Raw genomic sequence first — 24,049 nt, 5'->3', positions numbered from 1 at the left:
GAGTCATCCAGTGGAAATTTCGATCACGGTCAACGGCAAGCCGCAGCGCCACGACGTCGAGGACCGCACGCTGCTGGTGCACTACCTGCGTGACCACTGCGGACTGCGCGGCACCAACATCGGCTGCGACACCAGCTCCTGCGGGGCGTGCACGGTGCTGCTCAACGGCGAATCGGTGAAGTCCTGCACGGTCCTCGCCGCCCAGGCCGACGGCGCGGAGGTCACCACCATCGAGGGGCTCGCCGAGGGCGAGGAGATGCACCCGGTGCAGCGGGCCTTCCACAAGCACCACGGCCTGCAGTGCGGCTTCTGCACCCCCGGCATGGTGCTGGCGTCGGTTTCCCTGCTGCGGGAGAACCCACGGCCCAGCGAAGCCGACGTGCGCGCGGGCCTGGAGGGCAACCTCTGCCGGTGCACCGGCTACCACAACATCGTCCGGGCCGTGCTGGCCGCGGCGGAAGAGACCCCGGGGGACGAGAAATGATCCCAGCAGCGTTCACCTACAAGAAGGCGAGCTCCGTCGAGGAAGCGCTGGACCTGCTCTCCGAGCACGGTGACGACGCCAAACTGCTCGCCGGCGGCCATTCGCTGCTGCCGTTGATGAAGCTGCGGCTGGCCGCCCCCGAAGTGCTCATCGACATCACCGGCCTGCGCGACCTCTCCTACGTGCGCGCCGAAGGCTCGGAGCTCCGGATCGGGGCGCTGACCAGGCACCACGACGTGGCCAACGACCCGCTGCTAGCCGAGCACGCGCCGCTGCTGGCGCACGCGGCGAGCACGGTCGGGGACCCGCAGGTGCGGCACCGCGGCACGATCGGCGGGGCGCTGGCCCACGGGGACGCCGCGTCCGACCTGCCCGCGGTGGTCCTGGCGCTGGACGCGACCCTGGTGGCGCAGGGCCCGAACGGCACCCGGGAAATCCCGGCCGAGGAGTTCTTCGAGGGTTTCTTCGAAACCGCGCTGGAAGAGGACGAGATCCTCACCGAGATCAGGATCCCCGAGGCCACCGGGGCGGGCTGGGACTTCCAGAAGTTCACCAAGCGGGCGATCGACTGGGCCATCGTCGGCGTCGCGGTCGCCGGCTCCCGCGTGGGCCTGGTGAACATGGGGCCCAAGCCGATGCGCGCCAGCGGCGTGGAGGAAGCGCTGGCCGCCGGGGCGAGCTTCGCGGAGGCCGCCGAACGCGCGGCCGAGGGCACTTCCCCGCCCGACCAGCCGGGGGCCAGCGCCGAATACCGCCAGCACCTGGTGAAGGTGCTGGTCCGCAGGGCGTTGGAGAACGCGCACGCGCGCCGCGCGGAATGACCGGCAGCGGGTTGCCGGTCATTCCGCCGGCAACCCGCCATACCCGCGGGCCACCCCGGGTATCCGAGTGGGGTCATGGCTGACGCAACGGCACCGTCGATCCGGATCGGCACCTCCGGCTGGGCGTACTCGTCCTGGCGCGGGGTGTTCTACCCGCCCGAGGTCGAGCGCGGTGCGGAGCTGTCGTTCTTCTCCGGGGTGCTGAACTCGGTGGAGCTCAACGGTTCCTTCTACTCCCTGCAGCACCCGAGCTCCTACCAGCGCTGGTACGAGCAAACCCCGCCGGGTTTCGTCTTCTCGGTCAAGGGCAGCAGGTTCATCACGCACCGCAAGCAGCTGCGGGAGGTGCGCACTGCGCTGGCCAACTTCCTGGCGTCCGGGGTGCTGGCCCTGCGGGAGAAGCTGGGGCCGGTGCTGTGGCAGCTGCCGCCGCGGATGGAGTTCGACGCGGAGCGGCTGGTGGAGTTCTTCCGGCTGCTGCCGCGCACCACGGGCGAGGCGGCGGAACTGGCCCGGCAGCACGACGAGCGGCTGACCGGGCGGACCCATCTGCAGGTGGAGGCGGACCGACCACTGCGGCACGCCTTGGAACCCCGGCACCCTTCGTTCGCCACCGCGGCGGCGGTGGAGCTGCTGCGAGAGCACGACATCGGGCTGGTGGTTTCCGACAGCGGCGGCAAGTGGCCGTACTTCGAGGACGTGACCAGCGATTTCGTCTACGTCCGGCTGCACGGCGCCGAGGAGCTCTACGTCAGCGGGTACACATCGGAGCAGCTGGACCACTGGGCCGAGCTGGTCCTCGCCTGGCATCGCGGCCGAATCCCGGACACCGGGCGCGCGGTCGCCCCTCCGCCACCACCCCGGAGCGGCCGGGATGTCCTCGTCTACTTCGACAACGACGTCGAGGCCCGCGCCCCGCTGGACGCGGTGGCCCTGGCACAGCGGTGCGGTGTCCACACCGGACGATTGCGCGTTTGAAAATGCGCCAGCTGTCCCGACCCCCAAACGGGACAGCTGGCGGAGCACCGATCAGTTCTGGGACGGGTGGGTGGAGTTGTTCCCGAAGAAGTCCGAGATGTTCTCGGTCGGCTCGAACTCGGGTGTTCGTGGCTGCTCCGCGGCCTGCTGCTCGGTTTCGCCCGGTTCGGCACCGCTTTCGTTCGCTTCCGCACCGTTGGTGGTCACCACCGGAGACATCGAGGCGGTGGATGCCCAATCGGATGGCTGCGGCGATTGATCACCGGGCTGTTCCGCTTCCGGTTCGCTGGTTTCTTCCGCCAGGGGTTGCGGGGCGTCGAACTGGCCGCGCAGGTTTTCCGCGACTTCGGCGTCCCCGTGGCGTTCGAGCAGGTCGGCCAAGCGGCGGGTGAACATGTCCCGCTCGGGGCCTTCCGGCTGGTTCTCCACCAACGCACGGGCGTGGTCCAAAGGCGATTCCGCTGGCGGGCTGAACAGCGACTCGCTGGGCGTCGGCTTTATCACGAAGGGGTGGGCGCCGGTGAAGTCCTGCGGGGTTGTGCTGCTCGGAGCGGAATCGTCGGTGAAATCCGGCGGGGTTGGGCGCAGAGCGGCGTGGCCCGGGCCAACCACCGGAGCGGTGTGGTTCGGGTTGACCACATCGACCAGCCGGCGGATGTTGTCGATCTGCTGCACTGCCTCGCCCACCCGCTTCTTCTCGTCGGAGCGGGTTCCGGCCAGCCACCACACCAGCGCGGTCGCCGGGTCGGCCAGCACTTCTTCCTGCAGGTAGGAGCGGACGTTGCGCTCGTAGTTCCGCTCGTACTCCCAGACCTCCTCCTGCTTGCGGACCTCGGCCAGCCGCGCGAGCCGTTCCGCGTCCTTCTCGGGAAGGGCGAGCTGGATGTTCTCCGCCCAGACTTGGATCTGCCCGCCCTTGTCGCTGCGCACCGTGCCGAGCGCGCTGGTCAACTGGTACTGCCCGCGGGCGGCGTCTCCGGGTGCGATGGTGCTGGCCAGTTTCTCGGCCTCTTCGAGGATCAGCTCGGCGGCCAACGCTCCCGGGTTGGTGTGCGGTAAGCCGGGGCTGTTCGGCAGCGGCTGCCACAGCACGGTGCAGGAGAAGCTGAACTGGTAGTCCTCCCGGGCGCTGTTGAGCATGACATCGCGCACCGGGAACCGCTGCGGTGCTGGCGGCTGGAGCATCTGGGTCGACTGCGCGGGTGGCTGCGGTGGCGGTTGGGTCCGGTTCTTGGTTCCCTGCTTCTTCCACAGCATCATGCCCAGTCCCCCGAGCGCGGCCAGTCCGATCGCGGTCGAGGAGGCGGCTGTGCCACTGCCCGCCACCCAAATGATCGCCACCAGCAGTACTGCGATGACTGCCAGCGCGGCGAGGACTTTCTTCTGTTCGCTAGTCAGTTCCATGGTTCGTGCTCCAGGTCAGTCCTTGCATCCGATCCATTTCTTCGGAGATCTGCCGGAAGACGCGCTGCCGAGCGGTGCGGGCATCGGGATCGGTGGTGGAAGCCGCCCAGTTCCGGGTGTGCACGTGCAGCACCGCGAGCTTTTTGAGCTCTCCCCCGGTCGCTCGCACCAGCACTTCCACCAGCAATGGGGCGTGTTCGCTGTGCTGGCAAGCCGCCAACCAGTCGTGGAAGCGGGATCGCCACTCCTGTTCGGGCTGGGAGAACACCGCGCGCCACCCGGTGACCAGCTGTGCGCGGACGTTGTTGTCGCGGACCACCGCCGCGGAATGGTTCCGGTCGTCGACCAGTTGGTGCGGGTTCGCCACCGCCAGGAAGAGCTGGACATCGGCCTTCTTGGCTTGGCGGGCTCGGTCGAACCAGATCTGCAGCCACCGCAGCAGCCGCCGCAGGAACCGGTTGTTAGCGGCCAGCACCACCAGTGCTCGGTGGGCGAATCGGCGGATGTCCGCGTTCCAGTGGTAGCACAGGTGCCGCAAGCGGACCGCGGCCCGATCCGGGTGGGTCACGGCCATCACCGCGGAGCACACCTGGATCAGCACCTGGGCCAAGGTGACCGGCAGGTCGGGCTGGGTGGCCCACTCGTAGATCCTGCGCCGCACCGCACCGGCCTGCGGACCACCGGCTTGCAACCCGGCTTCCAGCGCCCTGGCGGCCCACTGGGCGTATTTGACCGCCCGGCTTTGGTTCTTGGTTTGGGTTTGGGCCAGTCCTTCGGCGATGCGCTTGGCCTGCTGGTACTGGTTGCTCGCTTCCGCCGTCCACCGCTGCGCGAGCTCGCAGAGGTCCTCGGCGCGGTGGGTGCGGCAGGCGAGTTCGGCGAAGCGGTCCAGGAGCTCGTCCTGGTCCTTGTCGGCGATCCGCAGGGATCCCAGGCACGTGTCGACCCAATCCCGAAAGGCTTCTCGGAGAGCGGGGTAGTTGGTCCAGAAGTAGGTCCGAACCGCTTCGGCGAAGCCGAGCTGGGAGAACCTGATCCGGCGCCTGCTGTCGACCTCGACCCCCATGTCCTGCAGCTGCGGGTCCAGGCCTTCCAGCTCCAGCACGTGGTCTTCCTGTTCCGGCCGCCCCAGCTGATCCAGCAGGTGATCAGCGGCTTCGAACACCGCATCGGCGTGGCTGCCGTCGAGCATGGCGGCGGCCAGCAGCAGGGCGCGTTTTTCCGCCGAGCGGTTCTCCAGTTTTGTCGCCACCGCGCTGCTGTGCACGCCGAGCGCCGTGCAGGCGCTCTTGGCCCAGTCCTGGAAGGACTTGCCGCTCTGCTGCTCCTTGGCCTCCAGCAGGCGTTCGCTCAGCCGGCCGATCTCCCCCATGGAGGCTTCGGCCAGCGTCTTCTTCAGTTCTTCCAGCTGCAGATCGGCATCGGTGACCTGCAGGCCGCTTTCCTCCAGGTGTTTGCGGAGCACTTGCTGCGGATCCGGGCGGCCGATGGCCACGTGCCGGGACCGCAGTTCAGGTCGCAGGTGGTGGACCGCTTCCGCGGAGAGCACCACGACCAGTGTCGCCTTCTGCTTCGCGACCCCGGCGCGGAAGTTCTCCAGCTGGCTGTTGAGCGATTCGACCTTTTCCGGGTTCGTCTGCTCGGAGAGGTCCAGCAGCAGCTTGTCCTCGGGCTGGATGAGCCCCGGATCGAGCCAGAGGCCCTCGTCCGTTTCTTCTTCGACCGGTATTTCCAGGTAGCGGTTCGTGGAGTCGGCGCCGAATTCGTGCAGCAGCATGATGGCCGCGCTGCGCCGCCCAACTCCTGGTGGCCCGCTGAGCAGCACCGTTCCCCCGGGCCCATCCAGCTTTTCGCCCGCCTGGTCGTACTTCGGGGGCTTGATGAATCGGGGCTGCAGCCAGTCGATGGTGTCGGCGGTCAGTGCCCACGGTGACAGCGGACGTCGGATGCTCCGCAGAACTCCTTCGGGAAGACCAATATTGATTTGTCCTATTTGATTTCCCTTGTAGTGATCACCAATTCTGACCTTGTTATCAGTCCCAGCGACTACTGCTTGAGCATCGTTCGCACTCCCGATTTCGATCCGCTCGTTCACCGGATCAGCGCTTGTCGCCATCGTGTCCACCTTTGCGAACGGAATGACGGATGTTGCTCACGTCGCCGGCGATGTTTATGCCGTTCTCAGTGTTCTGATTGGTGATGTCCTTGTTTTTGGTGACGTTCTTATTCCCTGTTCTGAACTTGTTTTTCTCCCCTATGACCACCGGCCCTCGGGGGTTGTCCATGGAACCGATGTTGATGCCGACGCGCGGTGATGGCGCCCCACTTTTCTCCGGCTCCGTCCGCTCCGGTTCCGGGGACGGCTCCACCACCCGCTCAGCAGCTTCACCGAGGTGGAATCCGCTGGTCAGCAAGTCTCCGGAGGGCTTGGGCACCCGGACATAGGCTTTGCCCCGGTAGGTCTTGACCTCGACGTCGACCGGCACGTACAGGCTCGGGTCTTCGCCCGTGAAACCGCCGAGCACCGCGTCCTGGTAGACCCGCTCGGACACGATCGCCGCCACGCAGGTCGCGGCGCCGGACCGGCTCAGCAATTGCCGCACCGGCTCGGCGTCGATCATCCGGTGCGCTTCGACGCGGGCGTCGCCGCTTCCGTCGCTGATGGTGTTGCGCCCGGTGTCGGTCATCGGGCCGACGGTGATGCTCACCCGCATCCGCATTTGCTGATCTTGCCGGCTCGTCGCGTTGTTGTACTCCAGTTCCTTCTGCAGCTCGGGCAGGAAGGGGTTGAGCAGGAAAGGCAGGTAGCGCGGGTTGAAACCGAGGCAGTACCCGTCCCCCGTGCTGGTGTGGAAGCGCACCTTGTCCCGCAGCTTGGAATGCCCGCACCGGATCAACGCGTTCTGCAGGACGTTCGGGATCTGCTCGGTGATCTGGTCGTGGTATCGGCCGGGCCGGCCGCTGAAGTCCTTCACGTCCACCACCAGCAGCGCCCGGTACGGCGGCAGTTTTTTGACGTTCTGCCCGTTTTCCATGGCTTTTCCTTCCGTCGCAGGGGTTTTCGCGCTCGAGTTTGCTGAGGCAGCCGTCCCGGCACTGTCCGGCAGCGGACAGTTCGGTTGTGCTGGTGATCACTGGAAGGTGACTACCCCGGCTTGCTCGGCGAGTCCGGCCGAGTCGGCGACGACGATCCGCGGCCCGGGGCCCAAGACACCGCTGGCGCGCATCTCGGCGATCTGCTGGGCCACGGTGCTGCGGGCGTAGCCCAGCGCGTTGGCTATGGCTTCCTGCGAGAACGGCACCCGCATCCGGTCCGGCTGATCGGGGTCGGCGAGCGTGACGACCTGCAGGAACAGGCGGGCGATGCGCTGCGCCGGGCTGAAGTGCGCCTGCTGCAGCTGGTAGGGAACTGTTTCGGAGAGTTTGAGGATCAGGTAGTCGCTCAGTTCGTCCCGCGCGTCGTGCTGGTCGAGGAAGCGGTCGAAGTCGGCCTTCGTCACGTGGTGGGCGGTGCAGCGCTCGAGGGCCTGCACGGTCGCCGTCCGGTGGGTTTCGGTCCGCGCCGCCATCTCCCCCACCAGGTCGCCCGCTCCGCGCAGGGTCAGCAGCACTTCACCGCCGTCCCGCTCGCTGGCCAGCACCTTGACCCGACCACTGGTGAGGGCGAGCAGGAACCCACCCGGGTCGCCTTGGCGGAGCAGGAACGCCCCGGGGCGGTAGGTGCGCGGGGAGCCGGCTCTCAGCAGGGCTTTCCACCGCTGTTCACCGAGTAGCTTGCGGAACCCGCGCGGAGCTGGAGCTGGCTGCTGACGCACAGCCCTGTCCGTATCGCGTCCGGGCCCGGTTGTGGATGGTTTTTGATCAAGTTCGCTCGATCAGCGCAGCCGGCAGGTCATGAGCGTCTCACTCCAACGGGGCTGGCGCTTTCCGCGGAACCGGACAAACTCGGAAGCATGGCGAACACCGAGGACGCCTGGAAAGCTTTCCAGCACACCAACGAGCTGATCAAAACCGCCGATGCGAAAGCCGGTGCGGTGCTGGCCGCCGGCGGGGTGCTGGGTGGTGTGCTGGTCAACGCGCTGCCCGCCCAGCCGTGGTGGTCGGGCACCTGGCTTTCCACGGCGCTGCTGCTGGCCAGCATCGTGCTGGTCAGCGTCAGCATCCTGCTCTCGCTGGCGGTTTTCGTCCCCCGGCTGCGGCCGCGCGAATCGATTTCGCCGCTGTACTTCGACAACATCGCCCGCCGCTACCGGACGCCGGACGTCTTCAGCGAGCGCTACACCGAAGTGCTCGACCACGAGGACCAGCTGCAGCACGCGCTGTCCGAACAGATATGGGTGACCAGTCGGATCGCTCGGCGCAAGTTCCGGGCCGTGGCCCCGGCCGTGTGGTTCTTCGGTGCCGCGTTGATCACCGCGCTGCTGGCCGGGGTCATCGGAACTTGAGGAACACCGCGGTGGCGTCGTCGTGGGCTTTGCCTCGGCGTTCCTGCCGCTGCTGCGGGGTTTCCCCGGCTTCGGCCGCGCGCACCCGCTGCAGCAGGTGGGCGGGGCCGGATTCTTCGAGGAGGTCGAGCAGGCTGGCCCAGTCGCCGAGCTGGAACCGCTGGACGTAGCGGGAGGCGCCGTCGGTGAGCAGCGCGACGCGGCGCAGCTCGGCCACCGGCACGTGCCCGTGCAGCGCTTCGTAGGCCGCCCACGCGGTGGTGCTGGCCACCCAGAACCCGTCGGGTTGGTTGCGGCGGCGGGCCACCGCCTCGACCGCGTAGCTGGGCAGCCGGTCGACGCGGTCGTCCACCACCGCGGTCACCCCGTCGTCGGTGTGCAGCACGAGCGGGCTGTCGGCCAGCACGAGGTACTCCAGCTGGTCGCCCGTGAAGCGGACCACGGTGACCGTGGTGGACGGGCTGGACGGGTTGGTCAGGTCGCAGGTGTGCTGGTGGGCTGCGCAGGTGGCGCGGATGGCGTCGGCCAGCAGGTCGGGCAGCGGGGTGTCGTTCCGCGGCATGCGTTGCGCGGTTTCCGCGGCCAGTTGGCGGACCAGCCAGGGCACGCCGTGCACGCAGCCGCTGTCCACCCCGCTGGGTGGGGTGGCGCCGTCGAACACGGCTGCCCAGTCCGGGGCGGCGACCACGTAGTCCTCGTTCTGCTTGCCGGGGGTGGGCAGGGTCGCGTAGGTCGCTTGCACGGGGCTCACCGCTAGTCGAAGTGGGCTGGCAGCTTCGGGTCGTTCGCGTGCCGCAAGGCGAGTTCGACCTCCTCGGCGGCGATGCGCGCGGTGGACAGCGGGGGCAGCTCGGTGGTCGGGAACCAGCCCGCGTCCAGCACTTCGTGCTCGTCCGCTCGGGCTTCGCCGTCGGCGGTGCGGCACAGGAACAGGGCTTTGTAGGCGTGGAACGGCAGGGGGGCGCGGTTGCCGCGCTTGCTGCGGTCCAGCAGTCCGATGAGCGCGGTGGCCTGCGTGCTGATCCCGGTTTCTTCCCGGACTTCGCGGGCGACGGCTTCGCCGGGGGTTTCCAGCACGTCGCACCAGCCGCCGGGCACGCTCCACAGCCCGTCGCGCTCCTGCACCAGCAGCAGTTGCCCGTGGGGGTTGAACACGAACGCCCGCACGTCGATCTTCGGGGTGCTGTAGCCGGGCTCGAGGGGCAGCACCTTCGCCAGTTCACCGGGAGGTGCGGTGCTGACCAGCTCCAGCAGTTCCAGGCCGATCTCCCGGATCCGCTCGTACCGCTCGGCGTCGAACCGGTCCTTGGTGTAGGCGAGCCCGGTCTGGGCCAGGGCGGTCAGTTCCACCCCGGCGCGGCGCACCGCCTCCGACTCGTCCATGTCCACGACCGTAGACCGGTGGGGCGCGGGGCGCGACAGCAAACCGGCGGCCCGGGCCGGCTGCCGGGTCGTGACGGGACCATCCATTGCGGACGGTTCTGGGTGTTGCGGGGAGTTCCCGGTGCGGTCGCGCCGCGCTTCCCGCCCGGCCGCGCACCGGGGTGGCCCCGGTGCGCGGCCGGGAAGCGCGGCGGGGAGGTCACCGCTTCACCGGTTGGGGGTAGGGCAGCAGCGCCATTTCTCGGGCGTTCTTGATGGCCTGGGCGACTTGCCGCTGCTGTTGCCTGGTCAGTCCGGTGACCCGCCGGGAGCGGATCTTGCCCCGGTCGGAGATGAACTTGCGCAGCAGCGGGGTGTCCTTCCAGTCCACGACGTCCACCCCGGCTTGGCGCAGCGGGTTCGGTTTCGGCCGGTGCCGGTTGCGTCGATCGGTGTTGGGCATCACCAGCTCGCTTTCCGCACGCCGGGCAGTTCGCCGCGGTGGGCCAGTTCGCGCAGGCGCACTCGGGAGAGTCCGAACTTGCGGAAGTAGCCCCGGGGGCGGCCGTCGACCGCGTCGCGGTTGCGCACGCGCGTGGGGCTGGCGTCCCGCGGTTGGCTCTGCAGCTCGCGCACCGCTTCGTGGCGCTGTTCGGGGGTGCTCTCGGGGGAGGCGATGATCTTCTTCAGTTCGGCGCGTCGAGCGGCGTGGCGGGCGACGACCTCGCGCCGCCGCTCGTTCTTGGCGATCTTGGACTTCTTGGCCATGTGGTCCCTCTTGTGGAGGTCAGCGTTCTTCCCGGTATTCGACGTGCTTGCGCACCACCGGGTCGTACTTGCGCAGCCGCAGCCGGTCGGGGTCGTTCCGGCGGTTCTTCCGGGTGACGTACGTGTGGCCGGTGCCGGCGGTGGAGCGCAGTTTGACCACCGGCCGGAGGTCGTTGCGGGGCATCAGACGCGTTCTCCTCGGGCTCGCATTTCGGCAACCACGGATTCGATGCCGCGCTTGTCGATGGTCTTCATGGCTTTCGTGGACAGCCGCAGGCGGATCCAGCGGCCTTCGGAGGGCAGCCAGTAGCGGCGTTGTTGGACGTTGGGCATCCAGCGCCGCCGCGTTCGCTTGTTCGAGTGGGAGACCTTGTTGCCGTAGCCGGGTTTCTTCCCGGTCACCTGGCATCGGACTGGCATGACACACCTCACGATAACGACAATCATTTTCAATAATGCCGCGACAAGCGTACCGTGTCATGGCAGCAGTTGAAAACCATTTTCGTTAGAGGTGCGATGCGAACCGAGGCAACCAGCGCGGACCAGCGAACCCCGCTGATCGTGGTCTCCGGGCTGCAGCAGGAACAGGTGCGGGAAGTCGCCCGGACGCTGCACCGGCAGTCCCCCGGGAACACCGCTCTGCTGCACCACGACCTGCGGCACATCGGAGAAGGGATCGTCCGCCGAACCCTCCGCCGCGGCAGCACCGAGCAGCGCGCGGTGCTCGAACTCGCCCACGGGTGCGTCTCCTGCACCCTGCGGGAAGACCTCCTCCCGCTGCTGCGCGAGCTGGCCGCCGACAGCGACGTCGACCGCATCGTCGTGGAACTGGACCCCGCGGTCGAACCGGAAGCGGTCTGCTGGGCGCTGCAGCACGTCGTCGTCAACGGCGGCACGGCGGTCGACGACGCGCGCATCGAAGCCGTCGTCACCGTCGTGGACCTGCCCACCTGGCTGGCCGACGCCGGCGGCGACGAAATGCTCACCGAACGCGGCCTGCCCGGCAGTCCCGACGACGAGCGGACCGTCGCCCAGCTGGCCGTCGGCCAGGTCGAGTTCGCCGACGCCCTGGTGCTGTCCGGCGACGACACCGACCACTGGAACACGGTGCGCACCCACGCGGTGCTCGACCGGCTGGCCCCCACCGCTCCCCGAGCGCGCTTGGCCGACTTCAACCCGACAGCGCTGCTGAACCGGATCCCGGCGAACTCCCGACGCGGTGAAGTGGACGGTCCGCACGGCAGGCTGCTGCGCGGCCAACCACCGCTGGAACCCGACGCCGGGGTGTCGGTGGTCGTCTTCCACGAACGCCGCCCCTTCCACCCCGGTCGCCTGCACGACGCGCTCGACGTCTTGCTGGACGGGGTGGTGCGCACCCGCGGCCGGGCCTGGGTGGCCAGCCAACCGGACGCGGTGCTGTGGCTGGAATCGGCCGGCGGCGGGCTGAACGTCGGGCACGCCGGCCCGTGGTTGGCGGCGCTGCCGCTGGAGCAGTGGACCGACGTCGACCCCGAGCAGCAGACCAAGGCCCTGCTGGCCTGGGACGACTACTACGGCGACCGGATGCAGGAGCTGGTGGTCATCGCCCACCGGGCGGATCCGGAGGAGATCACCCGAGCGCTGCGGGCGGCACTGCTGACCGACGAGGAGCTCGCCGCGGGCCAGCAGCAATGGCTGCACTACCCCGACCCGTTCAGCGACTGGCACACCGACCCGTGCGCTGACCCGGACGTCGACGAGATGTCCGGCGCCATCGCCGACGGCGACATCGCGAAGGAGAAACCGTGAAACCTGGAATCCATCCCGAGTACGGCCCGGTCGTGTACGAAGACCGCTCGACCGGAACGCGTTTCCTGACCCGCTCGACCGCCACTTCGGACGTGCGCGTGGAGTGGGAGGACGGGAACACCTACCCGCTGATCGCAGTGGACGTCACGGCGTATTCCCATCCGTTCTGGACCGGGAACCAACGGGTGCTGGACACCGAAGGACGCGTCGAGAAGTTCAAGCGCCGCTACGGCGGCCGGACCCGCTGATCGGAGGAGACCATGGCCGTTCCCAAGCACAGGACGTCCCGCAGCAGGACCCGGCACCGCCGGGCGCGCTGGAAGGCCACCGCACCGGACCTGGTGCCGATCGTCGTCGACGGCGAGCGGATGCTGGTTCCCCGACGGCTGGTCCAGCACTTCCACCGCAACTGAAGGGCATAAGAAATGAGGACTCGGGCCGGTGCTCCCCAACACCGACCCGAGTCCTCTTCGAGTGCCTGCCGGCACGGGCGGACGCGGTCCACCCGCCGACCAGCCCTGCCGGGAACGCGACCGCAGCCGCCTCAGCGCGCTCCCGCAGTTCCGCGCAGAACCCGTCGCACGACGAGGCTCACGCGGGGTCCCCCTTGATCTCCCGGTAGGCGTTCTCGATCCGCTTGCCGATGTTCTCGTCGACGTTGCGCCAGTACTCGAAGGCGCGGGACAGCACCGGCTCCTTCACGCCGCCGGCGAGGTGGTTGGCCACCGTCTCGACGAACCGGTCCCGCTGGGCGTCGTCGAACACCTCGCGGACCAGCGCACCGGCCTGGGAGAAGTCGTCGTCCTCCGGGTGCAGCTCGTAGGCGCTGCGCACCATCTCGCCGTCGGCTTCCCACCCGTCGTCGACGGGACCGGTCTCGTCGGCCCACGGACGCCCGTAGGAGTTCGGGGCGTAGACCGGGGCCTTGCCGGAGTGCTCGTAGGTCATGTTCCCGTCGAAGGTGTAGGAGTTGGACTCGACCTTCGGCTTGTTGACCGGCAGCTGGAAGTAGTTCGTGCCGATCCGGGCGCGCTGCGCGTCGGCGTAGGCGAAGGTGCGGCCCAGCAGCATCTTGTCGGGCGAGACGCCGATGCCCGGCACCAGGTTCGACGGCGCGAACGCGGCCTGCTCGATCTCGGCGAAGAAGTTCTCCGGGTTCCGGTTCAGCGTCATCTTGCCGACCTTGATCAGCGGGTAGTCGCTGTGCGGCCACACCTTGGTCAGGTCGAACGGGTTGAACCGGTAGGTCTTCGCCTCTTCGTAGGGCATGACCTGGACGTAGAGCGTCCAGCTCGGGTGGTCGCCGCGTTCGATGGCTTCGGCGAGGTCGCGGCGGTGGTAGTCGGCGTCGGAGCCGGCGATGCGCTCGGCCTCCTCGTTGCTCATGGACTCCACGCCCTGGTCGCTGAGGAAGTGGTACTTCACCCAGAACTTCTTGCCCTGGGCGTTGACCCACATGTAGGTGTGCGAGCCGTACCCGTTCATGTGGCGCCAGGTGCGCGGCAGGCCGCGGTCGCCCATGAGGTAGGTGACCTGGTGCGCGGACTCCGGGTTGAGCGTCCAGAAGTCCCACTGCATGTTGTGGTCCCGCAGCCCGGTGCCCGGCATGCGCTTCTGGGAGCGGATGAAGTGCGGGAACTTCATCGGGTCGCGGAGGAAGAAGACCGGCGTGTTGTTGCCGACGAGGTCGTAGTTCCCCTCGGAGGTGTAGAACTTCAAGGAGAAACCGCGGACGTCCCGCCAAGTGTCCGGAGACCCCTGCTCACCGGCCACAGTGGAGAATCGGGCGAGCATTTCGGTCTTGGTGCCCTTCTGGAACAGGGCGGCCTTGGTGTACCGGGAAACGTCCTCTGTGGTCTCGAAGACGCCGAACGCGCCAGCGCCCTTGGCGTGCGGGTTGCGCTCCGGAACGCGTTCGCGGTTGAAGTGCGCGAGGGTCTCGACGAGTCGGACGTCGTGCAGCAGCAGCGGCCCGTTGCTGCCCACGCTCAGCGAGTTGCGGTCGCTGCCAGCCGGCGCGCCGTTCTCGCGCGTCGAAGGGGTCCCCGTGACGTGCTGCTCCGGGTTCTTCTCGGTCAAAGCGGTTCCTCCATCCAGCAGGGTGCTGACGGGCTCGAGGAACAGTTGCTGGAGTCTGATCTCGAGGGCTTCCAGGACGACAGGTCCGCTGCCTGCCGACGGCACCGGCGATCGCTGCCCGGGTGGCCCGGAACGGGAGTTCCGGGCCGGCGCGGGGCAGAGGCCCCCGGTCTCGGCAGCGGCCCGCGGGCCCCGCTCTCAGCGGGCCACCGGGCTGGTACTCCGAGCGGAAGGCCGATGCGACATCCATACAACCACTTTTTTTGGAACGATTCCAGAAAACAGCCGGAGTTTCGGGGGTGAGTCATCGCACAAGACGCCCATTCCGGGCGAACCGGGCTTCGACGGGAACCCCAGTTCGACGCGGAAGAACTCCGGACGCGACGAAGTCGACGGGGGCTCCGCCGGGACCGCGGGCAGCTGGCTCCGCGAACTTCCCCAGGTCAGCGGTCCAGCACCGCGACGCCGCGGATGTGCCGGGACACCGGGAGCTTCCTCGGCGGGAAGAAGAAGCTTTCGAAGCGCTCGAACCGGAAGCCCTGCTCGCGGATCACCGCGCCGGTGTCCCGGCCGGTGTGGCAGCCACCGGCCAGGCGCGGCCACACGGTGGCGTCCAACACCCGCTGCACCCGGGCCAAGCCGGGCGTGTCGGCCCGCACGTGCTCCATGAAGTGGAACTTCCCGCCCGGCCGGAGCACCCGGCCGATCTCCCGCAGCGCCGCTCGCTGGTCCGGGACCGAGCACAGCACCAGCGACACCACCACGGTGTCCGCGCTGCCGTCGGCGATCGGGAGCTGCTCGGCCACCCCGTCGACCACCTCGACCGGCACCGGTGCCCGGGAGGCGGCCTCGCGCGCCATCTGCCGCAGCCGCGGCTCCGGTTCCACCGCCACCACCCCGGCCACCTCGCGCGGGTAGTGCGCGAAGTTGAGCCCGTTGCCCGCTCCCACTTCGACAACGGTTCCGGTGGCCCCGGCCAGCAGTTCTCGGCGGTGGGCGTCCATGCCGCGCTGTTCCACCGCTCTGCTGAGGGCGGCGTAGCAGCGGGCGAAGACCGGGTGGTGCACTGCCATGGCGATCACAGCTCCGGAAGCGGTGGACTGTCCGGTCCATGCTGGCACGAGCGGGCCAGCCGCGCCGGGGCTTCAGTGCACCAGGGGCACCAGGTAGCGGCGGGCGAAGCGGCGCAGGTCCTCGTCGGTGTCGAGTTCGATGCTGCTGTCCTGGGTGAGGACGAACGAGACGACGATGCGCACCATGATCTCGGCGACCTGGACCGGGTCGAACGCGCCGACCTCCGCCTCCCGGATGTGCCCGGCCAAGTACTCCCGCACCACCGCCAACGCGGTGCCGGCGCGCACGGTCAGGTACGGCAGCACCTCTTCCGGCTCCACCCGCAGCAATCCCCCCACCAGCGGGTGGTTGCGGCCGTAGCGCAACGCGAACACGAAACCCTCGACTATCCGCTCGTCGAGGGACTCGACCCCGGTGACCGCTTCGTCGAGCGCGGCCAGGCAGCGGCGGCACTCCCGCAGCAGCACGGCTTCGACCAGGTTGTTCTTGTTCTCGAACCGGCGGTAGACCGTCACCCGCGACACCCCGGCCCGGCGGGCGATGTCCTCCACGGTCGAGCGCCGCAACCCCAGTTCGCTGAGGCACGCCATCGCCCCGTCCAGGATGCGCTCGGACAGCTCATCGGCCGGGGCGTCATCGGCAACCACCGCGCGGGCGAACAGCGATTCGGCACGGGAAGTCATGGCGAGAGGAACGCTACCCGATCGATTCGCACGATCGGCCCCTTGGGGGACACAGAGATACATATTTAGTCTCTTTGTATCCCAGGGAGAAGGGAGTCGGATGTGACCACCACCGCGGACCGATCTCCTCAACAGCCCCCTTCGGACACCGGCCTGTTCGGCCCGAACTCGGTGACCTGGCGCATCCACACCGACCCGGCCATGTGGATCGCCGCGTTCAGCGCCCTGGCCCTGCAGTCCCTGCACCCCCGCACGATGTGGGGCACCTACCAGAACTCCGCGCTGTTCGACCGCCGCAAGGCCATGGCCCGCCTGTTCCGCACCGCCGACTTCGTCGCCATCCGCACCTTCGGCACCAGCGAAGAAGTCGCCAAGGCCGGTGCGCGGGTCCGGCGCATCCACAGCTCGCTCACCGGCATCGACGAACGCACCGGGGAGGAGTTCCGCCTCGACGAGACGGAGAACCTCCTGTGGGTGCACTGCGCCGAGGTCTACCCCTACCTGCTGGTGGCCCGAGCCTGCGGAATCCCGCTCACCGACGCCGAAGCGGACACCTACCTCGACGAGCAGCGGCGCTCCGCAGCCGTGGTCGGCCTCGACCCCGAGCGAGTCCCCGGGTCGGTGGCCGAGATGGAGGAGTACTTCCGGCAGATGCGCCCGAAGCTGGAGCTCACCGACAGCGCCCGACGGGGCATCCGCATGTGGATGAACACCCCCGCACCCCGGCACCTGGCCGCACTGCGACTGGTCTACCCGTACCTCGGGGCGCTCGGGATCTCCCTGCTGCCGGGCTGGGCGCGCGAGCTGTACTCCCTGCCCGGTGACGGCCCCGCCGGCCAGGTGCTGGAAACCGTGGCGCGGCAGCAGGCGCGCGCCACCCGGGCCATCATGCTCCGGCTGCCGGAGCAGTGCACCGGAACCGCTGAGCAGGTGCGCCGCGTACGCCAGGCCAAACTGCTCATGCGGCACGCCCGGACCTGAACGCGCACTTCAGGCCACAGTGGAACAACCAACTCGGCGGCACCGCCGGGAGGACCGCTCGGCGATCCGACTTCCCCGAGCCTCCGAAGTGGACATCGCCGGGCGGTCCGGTTCAGCGCTCCTGGTCGCTGCGCAAAGCCGCCACCAGGTTGCGGGCGGCGCGCAGATCCACCGGCAACTGCTGCCTGAGCCGCTTGATGGCCTGCACTTCCTTCCCCTGCTGGAGCAGCTCGCGAACCTCACCGGCCAACTCCGGGAACTGCTCGCGGAACCGCTGCGCCGCCTGCTGGGGCGTGGGCAGCTGCTCTCCCCGGTCCACCTGGGCGACCATCTCCCGGGCCTGCACCAGGGAAACCGGGGCGTCCCGGCGCAGTGCCGCGATCGCCTGGACCTCCTTGCCCTGCCCCATCAGCTCGGCGACGGTCCGCTGCGTCTGCTGCGGCACCGAGATCAACTGCAGCGCGGCCCGCTGGAGAGCCGGATCCACCGAGCGCTGGCGCCGCCACGTCCACAACCCCGCCACCAGCACCACGGCCAGCAGCACCGAACTCGCGATCAACACGAGAGCATTCTGGCAGGACCTGCCGCGCCGCCACCCGGTTCTCGAAGATGTTTCCGCGGGGATCCTCAGCCGGCGTCGGTCACGGGCATCCCCGCCCCACCGGCGGCGCTGAACTTGTCGTCGACGAGCACGACCGAGCGCCCGGCGGCCTCCAGCAGCGACGCGGCCGCCGCAGCCCGGTAGCCGCTGGCGCAGTGCACCCACACCGTCCCGGCGGGGATCTCCTCGACCCGCTCCCGCAGCTGGTGGAGCGGGATGTGCACGGCACCGGTGAGGTGGGCGGCGGCGAACTCGTTGCGGGAACGCACGTCCAGCACCACGTCCGGCGCGGGCAGCCCGCTGCTCCTGCCGGCCAGGGCCGCGGCCAGATCGGCGAACGAGGCCGCCGGGGTGCTGCGCAGCTGCGCCGACTCGGCGGCCAGCTTCTCCGGACTGCCCACCGCTGCCGCGGCCGGTCGGTCGATGCCGATGCGCACCAGCTCGCGCTGGGCCCGGGCGACCTGCTCCCGGGACTCCCCGAGCAGCGTGAGCGGGGCACCCCAGTCGATCAACCACCCCAGCCACGTCGCCATCGGGCCGTCCAGGCCGAGACTGATCGTGCCGGCCAGGTGCGAAACCACGTAGGTCTTGCGGGAGCGCAGATCCACCACCCACTCCCCGTTCTCCAGGCGGTGCCGCAACTGCGCGGGCTCCGCCCGGTCCGGTTCCCGCAGGTCCAGCGGGTCCGGTCCGGCGGCGTTGCGCACCCCCATGTGCGCGTAGTAGGCCGGGTAGGCGTCCAGCCCGGCCAGCGTCCGCTCCACGAACTCCCGCTCGGCCAGCGTCAGCGCGGGATTGACCCGCTTCTGCTCGCCCAACGTGGCGGAATCCCCCGACGTCGGGGAGGCCGCGCAGAAACTGCCGAAGCCGTGCGTCGGCCAGATCTGCACCCCGTCCGGCAGCAGCTCCGCCAGTTTCCGCGCCGAAGCGTGCTGGTGCCGGGCCAGTTCTTCGCGGTGCTCGGCCCCCAGCAGATCGGTGCGCCCGGTGGTGCCGAACAGCAGCGACCCGCCGGTGAACACGCCCACCGGGCCGTGCTCGCCTTCCAGCACGTAGGACAGGTGGTGGAAGGTGTGGCCCGGGGTGGCCAGCACCCGCACCTGCATCCGCGACGACACTTCCAGCACGTCCCCCTCGGCGAGGGGGCGCCGCTGGAACGCCACCTCCTCGGCGGCGGCCAAGCCGTACTCGGCCCCGGTCAGCCGGGACAGCTCCAAACCGCCGGAGACGTAGTCGTTGTGCAGGTGGGTTTCCAGCACCAGGGCGATCCGCACCCCCAGCCGCCCGGCGGCCGCGAGCACCCGGTCCACGTCCCGCTGCGGATCCACCACCACGGCCACCTCGCCATCACCGGCCAGGTAGCTGCGGTCGCCCAAGGACGAGGTCTCCAACACCTCGACCACCAGACCGCCGGGCAGCTGCTCGGCCCTGCTCGTCGCCGTCACCGCGGCACCCCCTCGCCTCCTCGTCGTGGTGCGATTCCCACCGGAGCGGCAGTTTCGCGTCGGCGGACGCACCGCCCGGGTGAACACCCCGCGCCGCGGTGCGGACAGCAGCGCCGAATGCTGCCCGGGAACGATTCCCGTCACGCCCAGGGATACACAAAACAGGCAATTCGCGCAGGGCAAAAAGTCCGGTACTCCTCTTGGACGCGCGACGAACGAACCAACGTTGCAGGACTGTTACGATCCAGTTCCGCCAAGGAGTTGACCATCAGGGGAGAGTGAATTGATCTTCATCACCGCGAAGTTCCGGATCAAGCCCGAGTACGCCGACCAGTGGCCGGAGATCACGCGCGAGTTCACCGAGGCGACCCGCAACGAGCCGGGCTGCCTGTGGTTCGACTGGTCCCGCAGCGTGGAGGACCCGAACGAGTACGTCCTGGTCGAGGCGTTCCGGGACGACGAGGCCGGGGCTGCGCACGTGCAGTCCGAGCACTTCAAGAAGGCCCAGCAGACCCTGCCGCCGCACCTGGTGGAAACCCCGCGGATCGTCAACACCACCGTGCCCCAGGACGACTGGTCCGAGCTGGGCGAGATGGCCGTCAAGCAGGACTGAGCCCCCTGCCGCGAAGCCGATGACCGCGCCGGCCCCGCCCGGCAGGACGCCCCGGGACCGGCGCGGCCCACTTCCTCATCCCCGCGCGGACAGCGCGGGCGACCTCGTGCTGCGCGCGCGCTTCCGCCGTCGGGCGGCGAGCGCGGTGGCGATCGCGGTGAGCGGCACCAGCGCGGCCGCCGCGGTGCTCAGCCAGGAGATCGCCACCGGCAGCGGGTGCCAGGACGTCAGCAGCCCGACCGCCACCGGCGGAATCCCGGAACCGAGGTAGAACGCGAGGTAGAGCGCGGAGCTGGTGGACGCCCGCTGCTCTTCCGGGACCGCCGCGTCGATGGCGGCGTTCGCCCCGCTGTAGGCCAACCCGTGCCCCACCCCGGCGGTGACGGCCGCGAGCAGGACGACCAGCAGCGAGCTGCCCCCGCTGGCCGCCAGGGCCGCGAGGCTGACCAGCAGCGCGGCCAGGCCGGTGAGCTGCGCCGCCCCCGCGCCGCACCGGGCCACCAGCGGTTGGGACAGCATGGAGCAGATCATCACCGCGCTCACGATGCCGCCCAGGACCGCCAGGTCGTCCACACCGGCTGCCCGTTCGAGCACGGCCGGGACGACCGCCATGAACAGGCCGGCCGCGGTCCAGCTGAGGAACCCGGTCGCGGCAGCGCCGGTGAACAGCAGCCGCATGCCGGCCGGGATCCGCGGCCGCGCGGGCTTCCACCGCCCCGATCCGGTGCGGCCCGGCAGGACGGATGCGCGGTGCCACCCGTGCGCGAGCAGGAGCAGGTGCACCGCGAACGGCAGCACGTGCGGGGCCGGCGCGTGCTGCGCCAGCAGGCCCGCCGCCACCGGCCCGGCAGCGGTGCCGGCGGCGAAGGCCGCGCTGGCCAGGACCGAGGCCTTGACCAGGTTGCCGCCCGCGGCGTTCGTGGTGATCACCTTGGTCGCCGCACCGGTGGCCGCGCCCAGCGCCAGGCCTTGCGCGGCCCGACCGGCCAGCAGCCACTCCGGACCGGTGGCGAGCGCGAAGCACAGCGAAGCCACCGCCGCCACCGCGGTGCTCGACCGCAGCACCACGCGCGGGCCGAGCCCGTCGGCCATCGACCCGAACAACACCAGCGCAGGCGCGCTGACCAGCGCGAACGTCGCGTAGATCAGCGTCATCAGCAGGTCGCTGAAACCGAACTCGTGCTGGTACGCCGCGTACAGCGGGCTGGGCAAGTAAGCCCCGGCTGTCAGCACCACCAGCAGGTACGCGGCGACGCGCACCCGACTCGCCCGCACCTGCGGCGGCCGGGGCAGCTGAACACCGGAAATTCCTGCGCAACCATCCTCGGACGTTCCCTTGAACAGCAGCACACCACCAGCTTGGCCAGGAGGACCGTCCAGGAAAATCAAATGTTCTTGCAGCTGACCGTGCAAAATCATTGCATGATCGATCCGAAGCTGCGGGTGCTGCAGATGGTGGCCCACCACGGCACGATCACCGCCGCGGCCGCCGCCCTGCACTACACGCCGTCGGCGGTGTCCCACCAGCTGCGCCAGCTCTCCGCCGAGCTGGGCGTCGAGCTGGTGGCCCAAGCCGGGCGGGGCATCAAGCTGACCCCCGCCGCGACCACCCTGCTGCGCCACGCCGACGCGCTGGCCGCCCAGGTCGAACGGGCCCGCGCCGAGCTGGCCGCCGCCACCGAGGAGCCCAGCGGTTCCTTCACGCTGTGCGGTTTCTCCACCGCCGCCACCCATCTGCTGCCGCCGGCGGCCGCGCGCTTGCGGGAACGCCACCCGCAGTTGACGGTGCGGGTCATCGAAGCCGAACCCGCCCGCTGCTTCGACCTGCTGCTGGCCGGGGACGCCGACCTGGCGCTGCTGGTGGCCACCGCCGCCACCCCGCCGACCTCGGACACCCGCTTCGAGCAGCAGCCGCTGCTGGACGACCCGCTCGACCTCGTGGTGCCCAGCTCGCACCCGCTGGCCGCCCGGCAACGGGTCACCCTCGCCGACGCGGCGGACGAGCCGTGGATCGTGGGCCGGCCCGGCAGCACCTACCACCACCTGGTGCGCACCGCCTGCGCCGCGGCCGGGTTCACCCCCAACATCGCCCACTACGCCGACGAGTGGGACACCGGAACCGCGCTGGTGGCCCACAACTTCGGCATCATGCTCGTCCCCCGGCTCGCCCGGCTGCACGCGCACTGGCCCGTCGCGCGCATCCGCTTGCACGGCGAGCCCGCCCCCGCGCGGCGCATCCTCGCCGCCACCCGCCGCGGCGCCCGGGACCACCCGCTGGTCACCGCGGCGTTGCACACCATCACCGCCCTGACCCCTGCGCTGCGTCCGCTGCAGGACCCCGACCCCCAGGGGGAAACCGGCGGGTGACGGATTCCCGCTCCCACCGGGAATCCGACTCTCCACCGGGGACGGTCCGCGGGTGCGTCGACTGGACGGCCCGCCGGGCACCGATTCCCGGGAACCGTCCACAGCGGATGGACAACGCCGGTTCCGCCCCGCCCTGGAGCGCACGAAAGAAGGGCCACCCGCTCTCGGCGGGTGGCCCTTGCAGGAGCGGCGATCACGCCACGCCTGGGCTGCCCCGGAGCGCGCCGCGCAACCGGTCGGCCTTCACCGTGCGGGCGCGTTCCACGGCCAGGTAGCTGACCGCGAGACCGCACACCGCCCACACGAGCAGTGCCGCGATCGCGCCACCGCTGGGCGCCTCCCCCAGCGCGACGGCCCGCAGCGCGTCCTGGACCGGGCCGACCGGCAGCACCGCTGCCACTTCCTCCAGCAGCGAGGGAACCGCGGCGATGAACCCGGTGGCCAGCACCACCAGCCCCACCAGCATGGCCGCGAACCGGCCGACGCCGCCCAGCGCCGCCAGCGCCTGGTTGACCGCGGTGAACGCCAGGGCGGTCAGCACCAGCAGCCCGGCGCAGCTCAACCACTGTTCGGGGTCCAGCTCCTGGGAGAGCCCGAACACGGTGGTCACCACCAGGCCCTGCACGACGGCGACCACGGCGGGCAGCCGCAGGTGGCTCAGCAGCAGCCGCAGCGTGGACTTGGTGGACTCCAGGGCCTGCTTCGGCACCGCGCGCAACGCCAGGAAGGTGGCCATCGCACCCGCCCACAGCGCCAGCACCGCGTACAGCACCGGGCCGGTGGCGCCGAAGCCCAGCGGCGTGCTCTCAGCGGTCACCACCGGGTTGGCCACCGTTTTCGCCAGCTTGTCCCGGTCCTGCTCGGAGTAGTTGGGCAGCTGGCCGGTGGCCTGCTCCAGGCCCGAGGACAACTGCCCGGAACCGTCCCCGAGCTGAGCGGCACCGTCGGCCGCCTGGCGCATCCCGCTGGCGAGTTCCTGGGCCCCGCTGGCCAGCTGGGTGGCGCCGTCGTGGGTTTGCGACACGCCATCGGCGAGCTGGCTGGCACCGTCGTCGAGCTGGGCGGCGCCGTCGGCGAGCTGGCTGATCCCACCGGCCAGGGCGGGCAGCCCACCACCGGATTCGGGGGTGCGGCCGGCGAGCGCGTCGAGCCCGGTGGACACGCCTTCGCTGGCCTGCACCAGCTGCCCGGCGCCCTTGCTGAGCTCCTGCGCGGTCATGGCCTGCACCATCAGCTTGTTGCACATCTCCACCACACCGGGCGGGCACTGCTCGGACATCGCCTGCAGCTCTTGGGCCATGCCGTCCAGCGCGGTGCTGAGCTGCTGCACGCCCTCGGCCTGCTGGGTGGAGACGTCGGCGAGGGTCGCGGTCTGCTGCGGCAGCTGCGCGGTCTGCTCCTTCATCTGGGCGAGCCCGTCGGCCAGTCCGCTGGTGCCCTCGGCCAGTTGGCCGGCTCCGTCGTCGAGGGCGCCGAGCCCGTTGGCCAGCTCCTGCGCACCGTTGGCCAGTTCCCCGGCCCCGTCGGCCAGCTGCCGGGTGCCGCCGGCCAGCTCCTTGGCGCCGTCGGCGAGGGAAACCGCGCCTTCGGCGGCTTCCCCGAGCTTGTCGCCCATGGTGTTGAAACCGACGTAGATGTTGTCCAGGTAGGTGGTGGTCAGCTGCTCGCTGAGCAGGTCGGTCGCCGTGGCGGTCACCATCCGGCTGATCGCCTCGTCGGCGAAGCGGCTGCGCTCGCTGGTCTGCACGTCGATGGTGGCCCGCTCCGCCTCGGACGGGTCACCGGAGAAGGAGGTGGCCGCGGCGGAGAAGTTCTCCGGGATCGTCACCACCGCCGCGTAGGTGCCGTTCTCCAGGCCCTCCTCGGCGGTTTCCGGGGTGGCGAACTCCCAGGTGTAGTTGCTCTCGATCTCGTCACCGACGAGCTTGGCCGACAGTTGGCGCCCCAGCGGGACGAGCTGCCCGTCGACTTCCACGGGCTCGTCGTTGTTGACGATCGCGGCCTTGACGTCACCGAGGCGCTCTCCCGGGCTGCCCAGCGCCCAGGTGAGCACACCTGCGATGGTCAGCGGCACCAGCAGCAGGCCGAGCACGGCCCACAGTCTCGAGCGGCGCGCGGACCGGCGGTTCAGCGATGACACAGCGATTACCTCCGCT

27 protein-coding genes are annotated in these 24,049 nt (G+C 69.9%); 10 read left to right on the top strand and 17 right to left on the bottom strand.

The genetic code is table 11. The annotated features are described in order from the left end of the window. Positions 1 to 10: 10 nt before the first annotated feature. From SREC43747_RS0108400 to SREC43747_RS0108390, 3 genes are all read left to right on the top strand, one after another. Positions 11 to 484, top strand: a complete 474-nt coding sequence (locus tag SREC43747_RS0108400) for a (2Fe-2S)-binding protein (protein ID WP_029720733.1) — start codon at positions 11 to 13, stop codon at positions 482 to 484. Continuing rightward, entirely contained in the window at positions 481 to 1,305 is an 825-nt protein-coding gene (locus SREC43747_RS0108395; RefSeq protein ID WP_029720732.1) for an FAD binding domain-containing protein, read from the top strand. The genes SREC43747_RS0108400 and SREC43747_RS0108395 overlap by 4 nt, the downstream gene beginning before the upstream one ends. Before the next feature lie 75 nt (positions 1,306 to 1,380). Then, positions 1,381 to 2,283, top strand: coding sequence for a DUF72 domain-containing protein (locus SREC43747_RS0108390; protein ID WP_029720731.1), 903 nt, complete (start codon positions 1,381 to 1,383; stop codon positions 2,281 to 2,283). Between the two features lie 51 nt (positions 2,284 to 2,334). Here the strand turns inward: SREC43747_RS0108390 and SREC43747_RS0108385 are convergent, their stop codons facing one another. The 4 genes from SREC43747_RS0108385 to SREC43747_RS0108370 form a co-directional block, all read right to left on the bottom strand. Next, the gene (locus tag SREC43747_RS0108385; RefSeq protein WP_152528355.1) at positions 2,335 to 3,687 is read right to left on the bottom strand and encodes a hypothetical protein; all 1,353 of its coding nucleotides are present in this window, start codon (positions 3,685 to 3,687) and stop codon (positions 2,335 to 2,337) included. Beyond that, complete coding sequence (locus SREC43747_RS0108380) at positions 3,674 to 5,803, bottom strand: hypothetical protein (protein ID WP_152528354.1); 2,130 nt, start codon at positions 5,801 to 5,803, stop codon at positions 3,674 to 3,676. The genes SREC43747_RS0108385 and SREC43747_RS0108380 overlap by 14 nt, the downstream gene beginning before the upstream one ends. Continuing rightward, on the bottom strand, positions 5,787 to 6,722 hold the full coding sequence (locus SREC43747_RS0108375) for a hypothetical protein (RefSeq protein ID WP_051387875.1): 936 nt from the start codon (positions 6,720 to 6,722) through the stop codon (positions 5,787 to 5,789). Before SREC43747_RS0108375 ends, SREC43747_RS0108380 begins: the two co-directional genes overlap by 17 nt. 96 nt (positions 6,723 to 6,818) lie before the next feature. Further along, on the bottom strand, positions 6,819 to 7,502 hold the full coding sequence (locus tag SREC43747_RS0108370) for a Crp/Fnr family transcriptional regulator (protein ID WP_029720727.1): 684 nt from the start codon (positions 7,500 to 7,502) through the stop codon (positions 6,819 to 6,821). Between the two features lie 138 nt (positions 7,503 to 7,640). Between SREC43747_RS0108370 and SREC43747_RS0108365 the strand changes: the two genes are divergently transcribed. Next, positions 7,641 to 8,132, top strand: a complete 492-nt coding sequence (locus SREC43747_RS0108365) for a Pycsar system effector family protein (protein ID WP_029720726.1) — start codon at positions 7,641 to 7,643, stop codon at positions 8,130 to 8,132. Here SREC43747_RS0108365 and SREC43747_RS0108360 read toward each other — a convergent pair. From SREC43747_RS0108360 to rpmB, 6 genes are all read right to left on the bottom strand, one after another. After that, positions 8,119 to 8,874: a protein phosphatase 2C domain-containing protein gene (locus SREC43747_RS0108360; protein WP_029720725.1), complete on the bottom strand. Its 756-nt coding sequence runs from the start codon at positions 8,872 to 8,874 to the stop codon at positions 8,119 to 8,121. The genes SREC43747_RS0108365 and SREC43747_RS0108360 overlap by 14 nt on opposite strands. An 11-nt stretch (positions 8,875 to 8,885) precedes the next feature. Next, entirely contained in the window at positions 8,886 to 9,515 is a 630-nt protein-coding gene (locus SREC43747_RS0108355; protein WP_029720724.1) for an NUDIX hydrolase, read from the bottom strand. A gap of 199 nt (positions 9,516 to 9,714) precedes the next feature. Continuing rightward, positions 9,715 to 9,957: a 30S ribosomal protein S18 gene (rpsR, locus tag SREC43747_RS0108350; RefSeq protein ID WP_029720723.1), complete on the bottom strand. Its 243-nt coding sequence runs from the start codon at positions 9,955 to 9,957 to the stop codon at positions 9,715 to 9,717. Then, positions 9,957 to 10,262 carry a 30S ribosomal protein S14 gene (rpsN, locus tag SREC43747_RS0108345; RefSeq protein WP_029720722.1) on the bottom strand — a complete coding sequence of 102 codons (306 nt, stop codon included), beginning with the start codon at positions 10,260 to 10,262 and terminating at the stop codon, positions 9,957 to 9,959. The genes rpsR and rpsN overlap by 1 nt, the downstream gene beginning before the upstream one ends. Positions 10,263 to 10,281: 19 nt before the next feature. Continuing rightward, entirely contained in the window at positions 10,282 to 10,446 is a 165-nt protein-coding gene (gene rpmG, locus SREC43747_RS0108340; protein WP_029720721.1) for a 50S ribosomal protein L33, read from the bottom strand. Next, positions 10,446 to 10,682 (bottom strand): 50S ribosomal protein L28, encoded by a 237-nt coding sequence (rpmB, locus tag SREC43747_RS0108335; protein WP_029720720.1) that lies wholly within the window; start codon positions 10,680 to 10,682, stop codon positions 10,446 to 10,448. Before rpmB ends, rpmG begins: the two co-directional genes overlap by 1 nt. A 96-nt stretch (positions 10,683 to 10,778) precedes the next feature. Between rpmB and mrf the strand changes: the two genes are divergently transcribed. From mrf to rpmF, 3 genes are read left to right on the top strand one after another with little or no spacing between them, the layout of a single operon-like run. Next, positions 10,779 to 12,050 (top strand): ribosome hibernation factor-recruiting GTPase MRF, encoded by a 1,272-nt coding sequence (gene mrf, locus SREC43747_RS0108330; RefSeq protein WP_029720718.1) that lies wholly within the window; start codon positions 10,779 to 10,781, stop codon positions 12,048 to 12,050. Next, positions 12,047 to 12,298, top strand: coding sequence for a type B 50S ribosomal protein L31 (locus SREC43747_RS0108325; protein ID WP_029720717.1), 252 nt, complete (start codon positions 12,047 to 12,049; stop codon positions 12,296 to 12,298). The genes mrf and SREC43747_RS0108325 overlap by 4 nt, the downstream gene beginning before the upstream one ends. 12 nt (positions 12,299 to 12,310) lie before the next feature. Then, complete coding sequence (gene rpmF, locus SREC43747_RS0108320) at positions 12,311 to 12,463, top strand: 50S ribosomal protein L32 (protein WP_029720714.1); 153 nt, start codon at positions 12,311 to 12,313, stop codon at positions 12,461 to 12,463. A 178-nt stretch (positions 12,464 to 12,641) separates the two neighbouring features. On the opposite strand, the gene SREC43747_RS0108315 is transcribed toward rpmF, so the two are convergent. From SREC43747_RS0108315 to SREC43747_RS0108305, 3 genes are all read right to left on the bottom strand, one after another. Next, the gene (locus tag SREC43747_RS0108315; RefSeq protein ID WP_051387883.1) at positions 12,642 to 14,129 is read right to left on the bottom strand and encodes a catalase; all 1,488 of its coding nucleotides are present in this window, start codon (positions 14,127 to 14,129) and stop codon (positions 12,642 to 12,644) included. 443 nt (positions 14,130 to 14,572) lie between these two features. Continuing rightward, complete coding sequence (locus SREC43747_RS0108310; RefSeq protein WP_029720712.1) at positions 14,573 to 15,202, bottom strand: class I SAM-dependent methyltransferase; 630 nt, start codon at positions 15,200 to 15,202, stop codon at positions 14,573 to 14,575. 72 nt (positions 15,203 to 15,274) lie between these two features. Then, a complete protein-coding gene (locus SREC43747_RS0108305) occupies positions 15,275 to 15,886 on the bottom strand; it encodes a TetR/AcrR family transcriptional regulator (protein WP_029720710.1) in 612 nt (203 codons plus the stop codon). A 102-nt stretch (positions 15,887 to 15,988) separates the two neighbouring features. Between SREC43747_RS0108305 and SREC43747_RS0108300 the strand changes: the two genes are divergently transcribed. Then, positions 15,989 to 16,867, top strand: coding sequence for an oxygenase MpaB family protein (locus SREC43747_RS0108300; protein ID WP_051387872.1), 879 nt, complete (start codon positions 15,989 to 15,991; stop codon positions 16,865 to 16,867). Positions 16,868 to 16,979: 112 nt separating this feature from the next. Here SREC43747_RS0108300 and SREC43747_RS0108295 read toward each other — a convergent pair whose 3' ends face one another. Both SREC43747_RS0108295 and SREC43747_RS0108290 read right to left on the bottom strand, forming a co-directional pair. Next, on the bottom strand, positions 16,980 to 17,429 hold the full coding sequence (locus SREC43747_RS0108295) for a hypothetical protein (protein WP_029720708.1): 450 nt from the start codon (positions 17,427 to 17,429) through the stop codon (positions 16,980 to 16,982). 65 nt (positions 17,430 to 17,494) lie between these two features. Further along, positions 17,495 to 18,913 (bottom strand): MBL fold metallo-hydrolase, encoded by a 1,419-nt coding sequence (locus tag SREC43747_RS0108290; RefSeq protein WP_029720707.1) that lies wholly within the window; start codon positions 18,911 to 18,913, stop codon positions 17,495 to 17,497. A 283-nt stretch (positions 18,914 to 19,196) separates the two neighbouring features. Here SREC43747_RS0108290 and SREC43747_RS0108285 point away from each other — a divergent pair, with 283 nt between their 5' ends. Then, a complete protein-coding gene (locus tag SREC43747_RS0108285; RefSeq protein WP_029720706.1) occupies positions 19,197 to 19,526 on the top strand; it encodes a putative quinol monooxygenase in 330 nt (109 codons plus the stop codon). A 75-nt stretch (positions 19,527 to 19,601) separates the two neighbouring features. Here SREC43747_RS0108285 and SREC43747_RS0108280 read toward each other — a convergent pair whose 3' ends face one another. Then, entirely contained in the window at positions 19,602 to 20,876 is a 1,275-nt protein-coding gene (locus SREC43747_RS0108280) for an MFS transporter (RefSeq protein WP_236623092.1), read from the bottom strand. Positions 20,877 to 20,948: 72 nt separating this feature from the next. Between SREC43747_RS0108280 and SREC43747_RS0108275 the strand changes: the two genes are divergently transcribed. Next, positions 20,949 to 21,893: a LysR family transcriptional regulator gene (locus SREC43747_RS0108275; protein ID WP_029720704.1), complete on the top strand. Its 945-nt coding sequence runs from the start codon at positions 20,949 to 20,951 to the stop codon at positions 21,891 to 21,893. 193 nt (positions 21,894 to 22,086) lie between these two features. Here the strand turns inward: SREC43747_RS0108275 and SREC43747_RS0108270 are convergent, their stop codons facing one another. Further along, positions 22,087 to 24,033 carry a YhgE/Pip domain-containing protein gene (locus SREC43747_RS0108270; protein WP_029720703.1) on the bottom strand — a complete coding sequence of 649 codons (1,947 nt, stop codon included), beginning with the start codon at positions 24,031 to 24,033 and terminating at the stop codon, positions 22,087 to 22,089. Positions 24,034 to 24,049: the final 16 nt, after the last annotated feature.

This window comes from Saccharopolyspora rectivirgula DSM 43747 (genome assembly GCF_000497205.1).
Classification (GTDB): domain Bacteria; phylum Actinomycetota; class Actinomycetes; order Mycobacteriales; family Pseudonocardiaceae; genus Saccharopolyspora; species Saccharopolyspora rectivirgula.
The sequence above is the reverse complement of the archived record's forward strand: the minus strand, read 5'-3'. Positions and strand labels throughout refer to the sequence as shown.